Annotated in this window: 9 protein-coding genes; 6 read left to right on the forward strand and 3 right to left on the reverse strand. The window is 39.9% G+C overall.

Going from position 1 to position 11656, the window contains the following annotated elements; genetic code table 11:
• Positions 1 to 10: 10 nt before the first annotated feature.
• Positions 11 to 712 (reverse strand): SAM-dependent methyltransferase, encoded by a 702-nt coding sequence (locus AB669_RS14445; protein ID WP_047799995.1) that lies wholly within the window; start codon positions 710 to 712, stop codon positions 11 to 13.
• A 277-nt stretch (positions 713 to 989) separates the two neighbouring features.
• On the opposite strand from AB669_RS14445, the gene AB669_RS14450 reads away from it, so the two are divergent.
• The 5 genes from AB669_RS14450 to AB669_RS14470 all read left to right on the forward strand — a co-directional run bounded on the left by AB669_RS14450 (position 990) and on the right by AB669_RS14470 (position 6140).
• A complete protein-coding gene (locus tag AB669_RS14450) occupies positions 990 to 2528 on the forward strand; it encodes a DUF6600 domain-containing protein (protein WP_047799996.1) in 1539 nt (512 codons plus the stop codon).
• A 118-nt stretch (positions 2529 to 2646) separates the two neighbouring features.
• Positions 2647 to 2874 (forward strand): YtxH domain-containing protein, encoded by a 228-nt coding sequence (locus tag AB669_RS14455; RefSeq protein ID WP_047799997.1) that lies wholly within the window; start codon positions 2647 to 2649, stop codon positions 2872 to 2874.
• Between the two features lie 59 nt (positions 2875 to 2933).
• Positions 2934 to 4334, forward strand: a complete 1401-nt coding sequence (locus AB669_RS14460; RefSeq protein WP_047799998.1) for an MBL fold metallo-hydrolase RNA specificity domain-containing protein — start codon at positions 2934 to 2936, stop codon at positions 4332 to 4334.
• A gap of 45 nt (positions 4335 to 4379) precedes the next feature.
• A complete protein-coding gene (locus AB669_RS14465) occupies positions 4380 to 5063 on the forward strand; it encodes a bifunctional 2-polyprenyl-6-hydroxyphenol methylase/3-demethylubiquinol 3-O-methyltransferase UbiG (RefSeq protein WP_047799999.1) in 684 nt (227 codons plus the stop codon).
• Between the two features lie 69 nt (positions 5064 to 5132).
• Entirely contained in the window at positions 5133 to 6140 is a 1008-nt protein-coding gene (locus AB669_RS14470) for an LLM class flavin-dependent oxidoreductase (RefSeq protein WP_047800000.1), read from the forward strand.
• A 21-nt stretch (positions 6141 to 6161) separates the two neighbouring features.
• Here AB669_RS14470 and AB669_RS14475 read toward each other — a convergent pair whose 3' ends face one another.
• Positions 6162 to 8936, reverse strand: a complete 2775-nt coding sequence (locus tag AB669_RS14475) for an outer membrane beta-barrel protein (protein ID WP_047800001.1) — start codon at positions 8934 to 8936, stop codon at positions 6162 to 6164.
• Between the two features lie 285 nt (positions 8937 to 9221).
• On the opposite strand from AB669_RS14475, the gene AB669_RS14480 reads away from it, so the two are divergent.
• Positions 9222 to 10280 carry a nucleoid-associated protein gene (locus AB669_RS14480; RefSeq protein ID WP_047800002.1) on the forward strand — a complete coding sequence of 353 codons (1059 nt, stop codon included), beginning with the start codon at positions 9222 to 9224 and terminating at the stop codon, positions 10278 to 10280.
• A gap of 23 nt (positions 10281 to 10303) precedes the next feature.
• On the opposite strand, the gene AB669_RS14485 is transcribed toward AB669_RS14480, so the two are convergent.
• Complete coding sequence (locus tag AB669_RS14485; RefSeq protein ID WP_047800003.1) at positions 10304 to 11647, reverse strand: DUF58 domain-containing protein; 1344 nt, start codon at positions 11645 to 11647, stop codon at positions 10304 to 10306.
• Between the last annotated feature and the right edge of the window lie 9 nt (positions 11648 to 11656).

Raw genomic sequence — 11656 nt, forward strand, 5'->3', positions numbered from 1 at the left:
AATTGATATCTTAATACATCAAAAATATTGTGGGTTTTTTGTGAAGATCAATTTCTTCCTTACGCCAGTTATAAACACTCTGTGTTTTAATGTACTCATCTTCAGCTGTTAAGTTGCTAGCCACACAAATCTGGGTGTTGGGTTTGCAGCTTTTCAAGATCTCTTCAAACAACTGGTTATTACGAAACGGAGTTTCAATGAAGATTTGCGTCTGCTTATAACGGCTTGCTGAAAGATCAAGATCTTTAATACGTTTAGTACGTTGCTCCTTATCGATTGGCAGATATCCCCAGAACGCAAAACTCTGACCATTGAAACCAGATGCCATTAATGCAAGCAGGATTGAGCTCGGGCCAACAAGTGGTACTACTTTAATACCTCGTTTATGTGCTTCAGCAACAATGTCTGCACCTGGATCTGCAATACCCGGACATCCGGCCTCACTCATTAATCCCACATCCTTCCCTGCAGCCAATTCATTAAAAAACTGGCCCAAATCGCTACGGTTATGTTTTCCATAGTCGTGCACAATCAGGTCTTTTTGAGGCGTAGTTAAGCCAGCCTCCTTCAAAAACCGGCGGGCAGTTTTACTGTTTTCCACGATATACGTGTCGATCTGGTTTATGGTGTCAACCAAATAAGGGGTAAATGTTTTGTGAGCCACTTCTTCGGCGAGTGGTACAGGTATAAGGTATAAGGTGCCATTTTGCATACTGCAAAAATACTCACAATAAATAGAATTAATGTTTTAAAGTTTTCTTCAGTGGCAGTATAATCTCTTTTCTAAACAGTGGTGTAGCAAATTTTATTTCTGAATGACTCTTTTTTTGCACAATTAAGCCAGGCTTAAAACGTTAAATAAGAGTTAAATGTGCCCTGGATGGCAATATTTGGCACAAAAGCAAAAAACTATGCAAGCATATTAAACTTTGTATTTTTTTGGTGCTCTAATTGATACACACAACATAGGTTATTAAATAAACACACAAATGAAAACACTGAAATTAAAGGCAATTGTGCTGGGGCTTTTTGCGCTCCTTGCCGGAACCACTACTTTAGTCAGGGCACAAGACTATCAGGACGATTACCAGGATGACGGCTATAGCACTGGCAACGTTTCTATGCAAACTTTCTATGATGAGCTATCTCCATATGGAACCTGGATTCAGGATCCGCAATATGGTTATGTATGGCGTCCGGATGTAGACCAAAGCGAGTTCAGACCATACTATACCAATGGTCGATGGGCGATGACTGAATATGGAAATACCTGGGTTTCCAGTTATGACTGGGGTTGGGCTCCATTTCACTACGGCCGCTGGGTAATTAACGGCTATCGTCAATGGATCTGGTTACCAGATACTACATGGGGACCAGCATGGGTTGACTGGAGAAGTGGCGATGGGTATTATGGATGGGCTCCGATGGCTCCTGCTATCAGCATTAATTTAAGCTTCGGCCGCCGTTATTCAGTACCTGAGTTTTGTTGGAATTTTATACCGCAAGCCAGCATTTACATTAATACATTCCCGAGATATGATTATGGACGGAATAATGTGTATATCCGGAATACAACGATCATTAATAATACTTATGTATATAATAGAAGATCTTATTACGGCGGACCAAGGATTGAAGATATCAGACGTGCAACCAACCGCGATGTAACTGTTTACAGATATGCTCAAAGTAACCGTCCGGGTGCAAGCAGGATTGGTGGAAGAGAAGTTTCGATATACAGACCAAGACCAGAGCGCAATCAGGTTGATAATAGAAAAGCAGCTCCACGAAAATTTGAACAAGGTAACGCAGGCTTTAGCAGAGGTGGAAGAAATGAAGGCTATGCTAACCGCGATCCCCGAAATGGAAATAACAACGATCGTGGTGTAAATGGTAATGATAACCGCTTTGGATCGCGAAATGATAACAGACCAGCTCAACCTAATCGTGGCAATGATGTGAATCCGGGAAGAGAAAACCAGGCTAATGGAAACAGAGGTAATGTGTATGACAGGAATTCTAATGGCAGAGCAGATCGTGGTAATCCGAATGGTGTAAATCCAAGGGATGCTCAGTCGGGTTTTGACAGAAGACCAAATGAGCAGCGCGCGCAGCAAATGGATCAGCAAAGGGCACAACGTAATGAGCAAATGCAGCAGCAACGTTCGCAGCAAATGGATCAGCAAAGGGCACAACGTAATGAGCAAATGCAGCAGCAACGTTCGCAGCAAATGGATCAGCAGAGGGCACAACGCAATGAACAGATGCAACAGCAACGTTCGCAGCAAATGGATCAGCAGAGAGCACAACGCAATGAACAGATGCAACAGCAACGTTCGCAACAAGCCGAGCAGCAAAGGGCTCAGCAGCAGCAGCAACGTTCGCAGCAAGCCGAGCAGCAAAGGGCTCAGCAGCAACAGCAACGTTCGCAGCAGGTCGAGCAGCAAAGAGCTCAACAACAGCAACAAAGAAGTAATGAAAGCCGCAGTTCAGAAGGAGGCAGGCCTTCGAGAGGCGGAAGAGGATAGAATAAACTTAAATGTCCCGATGCAAATCGGGACATTTTTTTTACAGTGGATTGTTTTTTGTTATAAAATTTAAAACACGAGCATCTTAAATATGTTTACATACTAAATAACTAAGACCATGAAAAAAGAAACAAAAATTATCGTTGGCGTTTTAGCCGGAGCAGCACTAGGAGCAACCATTGCGTTAGCATTATCTTCAGATTCCAGTAGCGACCTAAAAGAAAAGGTTTCTGATTTCTTTGCAGACCTATTGGATTCATCAAAAGATAAATTAGCAGGTTTGGCCAGCAAAGCTTCGGACGTTGCTGATAAGGTTAAAGATAAAATAGCGGATGTACATGCATAAAAATTGTAAATGCCGGATAATTCCGGCATTTTTATGCTAATATTTCTAACCACATTTAAATGAAAATTGCTTTCCACGGTGCGGCCCGTACGGTTACCGGCAGTAAACACCTCATCACTTTAAACAACAATACTCAAATATTATTAGACTGCGGCCTGTTTCAAGGGATGGGTAGAGTTACTGATAAACTTAACGACTATTTCGGGTTCGATGCCACTAAAGTCACCTATTTAGTTCTTTCTCATGCCCACATCGATCATTGTGGCTTGTTGCCAAAGCTGGTTGCTGATGGATTTTCAGGAACCATCTTCTGTACCTCTGCTACAATGGACCTGGCGAGAATATTAATGATGGATTCAGCCAAGATTCAAATGCAGGATGCAGAATTTTCGAACAGGCATTTACGTGAAGGCGAAGAAATGGAAGAGGCGCTTTACACCGATCAGGACGTAAATAAAACCCTCAGTCAGATGAAAATTGTGGAGTATGAAGAAGAATTCGAAATCGACCAATACATCACCTTACGCTTTACTGATGCCGGACACATTTTAGGCAGTGCAGCAGTTCATTTAACCATCCGTGAAGATAATCGATCGACACGCATCACATTTTCAGGAGATGTTGGCCGCTATGGAGATTTACTTTTAAAAAGTCCGCAACAGTTTGATCAGGCAGATTATATTTTAATGGAATCTACATATGGAGATTCGTTGCATAAGGATCTGGATCCGATAGAGGAGCTGCTTTTGGATGTCATTAATCAAACTTGTAAGGTTAAGAAAGGTAAAGTGATTATACCTGCATTTGCGGTTGGACGTACTCAGGAGTTACTTTATGCATTAAATGGGCTCGAACTAAAAGGCAAATTGCCGGATGTTTCCTATTACGTCGATAGTCCTTTGTCATCAAAAGCCACGGAAATTTTAAAGAACCATCCTGAAGTTTATAACAACGGGGTAAAGGAAGTTTTAAAAGTAGATCATGATATTTTAGCTTTTAAAGGACTTCGTTTTATTGAAAGTGTAGAGGAATCAAAGGCTCTGAATCAGGACCCGCGCCCGTGTGTAATTATTTCCGCATCTGGAATGGCAGAGGCTGGCCGGGTAAGACATCACATCAGAAATAATATCAGTAATCATAAGAATACGATTTTAATGGTGGGATATTGTGAGCCTAACTCCCTTGGTGGGCAACTGATCGCCGGGAAAAAAGTTGTGGAGATTTTCAGGGATGAATACGATGTAAAGGCAGAAGTACAATCGATTAAATCCATGAGTGCTCATGGCGATTATGAAGACTTATTACATTTTTTATCCTGCCAGAATCCGGAGAAGGTGAAACAGGTATTTTTGGTTCATGGGGAGTATGATATACAACAGAATTTTGCCACACGATTAAAAGACGCCGGCTTTAAACATATTGCAATTCCTGAATATCACCAGGAGTTTGAGTTGGATTAAAAACTTAGCATTTCGTCTTACAAGCCTGTTTTCTATCTTTGCGCTATGGATGTTTTTGGTAAAGCACTGAATGATATTTACAAAACCGGCGAAGCTGATGTACTGTGGTTGCACAATTCTTACGGTGAACCTGAAGAAATGCCTTTGGAATTCTTTTTTCGGGACGACGAAGACATGCCGGTTTTAGAACTTCAGGCATTACAAATGTGTAGCGGGAAAGTATTAGACATTGGGGCTGGTGTTGGTAGTCATGCGTTGCTGTTACAAGCCTTTAATATTGATGTTACCGCGATTGACGTATCTGAAGCCGCGGTGAGCATCATGAAAGACCGCGGAGTGAAAAATGCTTTGCTCCAGGATGTGTATAGCTACAATGAAAAGTTCGACACCATTTTGATGTTAATGAACGGGATTGGATTAACAGGAACTTTAGCTGGGTTTAAAAATTTCTTAATCAGACTAAAAGACCTGATAAACCCCGGAGGCCAGGTGTTATTTGATTCATCGGATATTTCCTACTTATATGAAGAGTTACCTAAGCCCCAAAATCAATATTATGGCGAGGTTTCTTATCAATATGAGTATAAAGGTGAAAAAGGACACTGGTTTAACTGGATATACGTGGATGAAAACACCATTAAAAACGTTGCGAACGAAACTGGTTGGAATTGCGAAATGATTTTCGATGACGGGGAAGATCAGTATTTAGTCAAATTGACACAGGCGTAATAATCTAAAAGTCATAAAGGCTTTTGAACTTTTAATTTCAATCTGGCCTCGTATACATTTGCAGGTACAATGGCTAGCATAAAAATTAAACTCAGCGTTTTAGATCAGTCACCTGTAAGAAAAGGTGTTAATGCCGCGAGGGCAATAGAAGAAACCACATTACTGGCACAGGAAGCAGAAAGGTTAGGCTACCACCGTTTTTGGGTTTCCGAACACCATAATACCAGCAGCCTGGCTGGTTCGACTCCTGAAATCTTGATTGCACATCTCGCTAATCACACAAAAACCATGCGCATTGGATCAGGGGGCATCATGTTGCCTAACCACAGTGCATTAAAGGTTGCTGAAAGTTTCAGGCTGCTGGAGGTGATGCATCCTAACCGAATTGATCTGGGGATGGGGCGTGCTCCGGGAACCGACAGAATTACGGCATCAATGCTTAATCCATCTAACAACTGGAGTGAACAGGACTTCATGGAGCAGCTAAATGAACTTCAACATTATCTTCATGATACTTCTGACGGAGGAATTCAGGCGAAAATCAAAGCTATTCCAATTGCGGAAACAGTACCGCATCAGTGGCTGTTGAGTAGCAGTGGACAAAGTGCATTATTTGCATCACATTTTGGCATGGGGCTTTCGTTTGCTCATTTTATAAATCCTGTTGGCGGGCCGGCAGCGGTTCAGTATTATCGGAAAAATTTTAAGCCATCCTTAGATTTAATAGCGCCTGCAGACAACGTTGCACTGTTCGTTTTCTGTTCTGAGAGTGAAGAAAAAGTAGAACAGCAGGCAGCGCTGATGAGCTATCGTTTTTTACAACTAGAAAAAGGGGCTGGATTAACATCAACGGGTTATGAAGATATTAAACACTTAACTTATAATAGTGCTGAACAGGCCCGGATAGACGCGAACAAACCCCGAATGATATTCGGTACACCAGATGTTATTCAGGAAAAACTGACCAAACTTGCAAACGACTATGCTGTCGATGAACTCATGGCAGTGACGATCACTGAACACTTTGAAGACAGGATTAAATCGTATGAATTGCTGGCTGATTTATTTTTGAATTGATTTAAGCATAGCTATATAAAATTAAAAACTGAAAAACGTCGATCTACCACCCACTTTCTGTCCGAAGTTTTGGATGTTGTAGGTCACAGTAAGCATTCCATATCTTCCAAGATTATTACTTTGACTATCCACTATACTGTTACCAGTAATTTGAATGTTTCTTCGCACATTGCTTTGCATAATGTCATTAACTGAAAGTTTAAGTTGTAAACGGTCGTTTTTCATCAATAAATAAGTAAGTGCTGCATTCCATAATTTAATGTTATTGTTATAACCATTAATGCTTTGGCTATTGATGGTCATCCCATAACTGGTTTCAAAAACGAGTTTTTTCGGATAGCGGACAATAAGTTCAGATGTACTTTGCTGGGTATTGTTGCTTAAATTGGTGTAATAGGCATCCTGATACTTACTGCGGTTCAGGTTTATGGAGTAAGACTGGTTGATTTCTATAACATCATTTAAATTCAAACGTGCACTGGCGTTAGGGCCGATATTAAACACGTCGGCATCGCTGCGGATATCATTAATGATCACGGGCGAATGGTTGAAGTTCACCCATAAACCTGCGCCTACCTTAAGGCTTGTTTTATCCTTCTTAAAGTCTTTAGAGATATTACCACCTCCACTGAAACTATAAATTCCGCCTGAATTTATAGGGTTGACCGTTTGTATACCATTACTGATATTTACGGTATTAATGATACCGTTTTTAGTAAAGTTTCCATATCCGTATAAATTGTAATTGATCTGGCTTTTAGGATCGTACTTATACATGTTTAGATTGAAGGTCTGCGTACGGGCAGGTAACAAATTAGGATTTCCATTCCGGATATAGAGCGCATTGGTATTATCTGCCACGGGCTGAAGGTAATTTACATCTGGCTCTGCGAAACGTGCGGAATAACTTAGCCTGAATATTTTATAGCGTAATTGAAAGGTTGGCCACATAAAATTGTACCGCTGGTCAATATCCTCCCTATTAGTAAAACGGTTGTTTAAGCCAATATAGTTGTAGATCAACCCGGGTTGGATATTCAAATCCTTTGTAATTTTATAGTTTAAACTCAGGTTTGCATTAGTTTTGACGCCGAATTGTTTAACAGTTTGAGTTAAACTTGGAATAACCACATCATATAACTGATTTGCAGGATTACGGTAAAATGTGTTTAGTGCATTTTCATTATTGATTACATTTCCGTTCACATCAACTTTAAGACTTAACTTCTTACTAATGGGTTCTGAATAGTTGGCATAGAGATATGACCTGAAGTTATCAATTTGGTTATTCCTCAATTGATCTGTTTCTGTAGTAGAGGGGGTTAGATAGGTAATGCGGGTGCTCCGGTTAAAATTTATGTTGGGATTAGGGGTTGAAGACACGTCAAAACCCACACTAAATGAACGTCCGGCCTTTTTAAAGTCCTTGCTAAGATCACCAACAAGTTGATATTTATTGGTGGCATTATTGCGGTCGTTTAAATTGCTGAGTGAATTGATGAGGGTACCAGAAGCATTTGTATTTCTGGAAAGCGTTCTGCTTACTGAATTATTTGAATTCAAAACCACAAAAGGCTCAATGGTAATTTGTGTAAGTGAATCGATCTGCCAGTCTAATTTTCCGGCAATATTATGCTTCAAAGTAATGGAGCTGGTGTTTTCATTGGTGTTGGTGATGAGCCTGTCGGTACCCAATGTTTGATTGGTGTTTGATAAGCGTTCCAGTACATTATCAGATTTACCGAAAAAATATTGAGTATTTAATTTAATCCCTTTTTTTGTGAGGGTATTCAGATTAAAACCAGCACCAGACGAGGTTTGGACGCCACTAGTGGCACCTCCAAAACCTATACCATTAAATTCGAAATAACCTCCGGAATTCATCATCATCGAATTAACCCCACTTCGGTTAAAACCGCCAAGGCGCTGAACGTCATTAGGGTTGAAGCCAGGTTGGTTGATGTTGTTCCCATATCCCAGGATGCTTACCTGTGTGGTATCCCTGAAAAAGTTCATTAAGCCACCTGCCTGATAGAGTTGCCTTAAACCGCCTCCTGCGTACAATTTACCAAATGCACCTTGTTTGATGGCTCTTTTTAGTTTTAAATTAATTACCTGCGGAATTTCTGCAGCAACAAGGTCAGGATTTCTTCTTTTCGCCTGCTTGTCATCTACTACCTGAACTTTATCGATGATATTTGCCGGAAGGTTTTTGGTTGCAATCTGCTGATCACCTCCAAAAAACTCTTTACCATCAACCAGAATTTTACTTACCGTTTTACCATTTACGGTTATCGAACCGTCTTCTGCAATTTTTACTCCCGGAAGCTTTTTTAACAAGTCTTCCACTACCGCAGAAGGCAGGGTTTTGAATGATTCGGCATTAAATTCAATGGTATCCTTACGTACAATTACTGGAGGCCGCTCAGCTGTTACAGTCACCTCATTCAGGTCATTTGCTCTGCTGGAAAGGTACAATGTTCCAAGATTTAATGTGGGGTTTTGCGCAGTAAGTTCTACTTCTTTCCTGTAAATTCCAAACTGCCATGCATTCACCACTAACCTGTATTTGATCCCGGTTTGCAGGTTATTGATTCTGAAAAGCCCCTTTTCATCAGAAAGTTTGTAAGTCGTTAAAACACTATCACCAGTTTTGTAAACCGAGATGGTTGCATAGTTCAGGGTATTTTTATGATTGGCACTATCAGCCAAAATACCTGTTATACTACCATTTTTTTGTCCGAAAAGATGTAATGACGCAAGGCAAAATGCAATTAAAAGTAAATGTTTCTTCATGTATTGTAGTGATAAGGAATCTAAAATAGATGTGTCCAGGCTTTTTTGGTTAAAAATGTGATGAACGTTATAAAATATGTGACGGATAATTACCCTCTGTTTTACAGACACATCATTTGAAGAAATGTTGCATCTTATTAACTAACTAAATCTTTAGGTAAAGATAGTTTGCCATGTATTTAGTTGCAAGTACAATCAAAAAAATTACACAGTTATTTTTTCATATGCTATTACTGAACAACTTTTCTCAGCCCGCTTATTTCAATATTTGATTACTTTTGCGGCATGATTTCATTTTTCGAAGCTTCATTAAAGCAACTATCCATCCATCATACAGGGAATAAACTGGTAGAAGAATATTACAAACTATCTGATGCACCTTTGAAGATTGATGATGAGGTATTGGGTAACCTGCTGATGCAGTATTTCTTAAAACCATTTGAAAAAGTAAACGAGGTTTACCGCTTTTATCATCCGAATGATAATTTAAATTTAAACGAGGTTTATCATTTTGCTCACGAAATTTTTGAAAATAATACGCTTTTTCATGAAAATTCACAGCAATTGGCCAAGTACCTGTATGATGTAGCCAACCATCCAAAAATCAAATCAGGCGAACTATATGTTACCTATTTCGAAAAGGTACAGATTGAAGGTGAGCAGCTGGATGTGGTGGGAATATTTAAATCAGAAACTAAAGATACTTACTTAAAGGTTTACCCTGAACTGGATGGCTTTAATATGAGTTATGAACAGGATGCAATCAGTATTAATAAATTAGATAAGGGTTGTTTAATATTTAATGTAGATCAGGGGGAGGGATATAAGGTTGTCGTGCTGGATCAGTCGAAAAGTAACAACGAATCGGCTGTTTACTGGAAGGATGAATTTTTGAAGTTAAAAATCAGAAATGACAGTTACAACCAGACTAATAACGTCCTGGGGGTTTATAAGAATTTTGTTACGCAGAAGTTAGATGACGATTACGAGATTAGTAAGGCAGATAAGATTGATCTGCTGAACCGCTCTATGAAATATTTTAAAGAAAAGGAAGCCTTTGATATTGAGGAGTTTGGTAATGAGGTAATCGGTAATGCAGAAGGCATCGAGTCTTTCAAAAATTATAAGAAAAACTACGAAGAGGAATACGAGAGCCCGATTGCCGATCATTTCGAAATTGCCGAATCGGCAGTGAAGAAACAGGCACGTGCTTACAAGAGTGTGCTGAAACTTGATAAAAACTTTCACATTTATATCCATGGTAATAAGGATATGATTGAGAAAGGTTACGATGACGACAAGTCGATGAATTTTTACAAGGTGTACTTTCGGGAAGAGGAATAAGACCGGGATGTACGCTGGTATCGCTAAATTCTGTTCTGTGCCTTAATGGCCAGATACTGGTTTACTACATTGATGGTTAAGTTTTGTGGAGCAGTTAAAACCGTTAATATTCCGTTTTTATTTAACTCTTTAACCATCAGTTTCTTTTCATAGATGAACTTTTCAGCGATTGTTTTGTGGTAAATGCCCTCGATATTTTTGGCTGGTTCGGTGCTTAGCGCTTTTAATTCGGTGTTTTCGAAGAAGACCACGAGCAGAAGATGGTATTTAGCCAGCCGTCTCAGATAAGGCATTTGCCTTTGAAGTGCCGATAAGCTTTCGAAGTTGGTGAAAAAGATCAATAGCCCACGCTGCTTAACCACAGCGCGGACGCAACTGTAAAGGGCTTCAAGATTGCTTTCCAGGTACCTTGTTTTTTCCTGATATAAAACATTCATGATGCTGCCGAGCTGAGCAGCTTTTCTGTCGGCAGGCAAAATAGAGCCAATACGTTCAGAAACAGTGATCAAGCCTGCTTTATCTTCTTTAAGCATGGCAACTTTTGCAAGCGCAACGCTGGCATTGATCGCATAATCAAGTAAGCTTAACCCTTCAAAAGGCATCCGCATTACTCTGGATTTATCAATCAGGCAATAAATATTCTGCGACCGCTCATCTGTATAGGTGTTTACCATTAAGCTTCCCTTACGTGCTGTGGCTTTCCAATTCAGGGTCCTGATATCATCTCCTCCCACATAATTTTTTATCTGGTCAAACTCACGGCTCTGGCCGATTTTTCTGATTTTTTTTATTCCAAGATCGGTAAGCTGATTGGAAACCGCCATTAGTTCATATTGCCCCAGATGTATAAAGGAAGGATAAACAGGAAGCACAACTGCACCATCGAAATTAAATCTCCTGCTAACTAAACCTAATGGCGAACTGATGTAAGTGCGGATAAAACCAAAATCGTATGCTCCACGCTTTGTAGGCCGCAGGTTGTAATGAATGGATTTAACCTCAGCAGATTTTAAACCAAATTTAAAGTCTTTATCCCTAACCTGAAACTGAAAGGGAATTTCATCAATTACACGTGCCCGGACTTCGAATCCATAACGGTTCTTTATTTCGATTTGAATTGGATTTTCATCCCCATTACTTAAACGCTTCGGGGTAATGCGTTTAGCTTCAATCCCATTTTGGCGGTATAAAATAAATACATCGGTAAAGAAAAGCATACACACCGCGCCAATGGCAACCTGCGGAATGTAACCCAGCCAATGGAAAAAGAACTTTAACAAAAAGAGGACCACGCAGGCTCCTAATACCATAAATAAACGGTCGTTAAGAAACAGATTGGTATAATATTGTTCGATGATCTTTTTCAAAGTCAGCTG

Origin of the sequence: Pedobacter sp. BMA, from assembly GCF_001027745.1 — a bacterium.
Classification (GTDB): domain Bacteria; phylum Bacteroidota; class Bacteroidia; order Sphingobacteriales; family Sphingobacteriaceae; genus Pedobacter.

Coding starts and splice junctions, on each gene's coding strand:
- AB669_RS14445 (WP_047799995.1), bottom strand. CDS start 712: ATGCAAAATGGCACCTTATACCTTATACCTGTACCACTCGCCGAAGAA.
- AB669_RS14450 (WP_047799996.1), top strand. CDS start 990: ATGAAAACACTGAAATTAAAGGCAATTGTGCTGGGGCTTTTTGCGCTC.
- AB669_RS14455 (WP_047799997.1), top strand. CDS start 2,647: ATGAAAAAAGAAACAAAAATTATCGTTGGCGTTTTAGCCGGAGCAGCA.
- AB669_RS14460 (WP_047799998.1), top strand. CDS start 2,934: ATGAAAATTGCTTTCCACGGTGCGGCCCGTACGGTTACCGGCAGTAAA.
- AB669_RS14465 (WP_047799999.1), top strand. CDS start 4,380: ATGGATGTTTTTGGTAAAGCACTGAATGATATTTACAAAACCGGCGAA.
- AB669_RS14470 (WP_047800000.1), top strand. CDS start 5,133: ATGGCTAGCATAAAAATTAAACTCAGCGTTTTAGATCAGTCACCTGTA.
- AB669_RS14475 (WP_047800001.1), bottom strand. CDS start 8,936: ATGAAGAAACATTTACTTTTAATTGCATTTTGCCTTGCGTCATTACAT.
- AB669_RS14480 (WP_047800002.1), top strand. CDS start 9,222: ATGATTTCATTTTTCGAAGCTTCATTAAAGCAACTATCCATCCATCAT.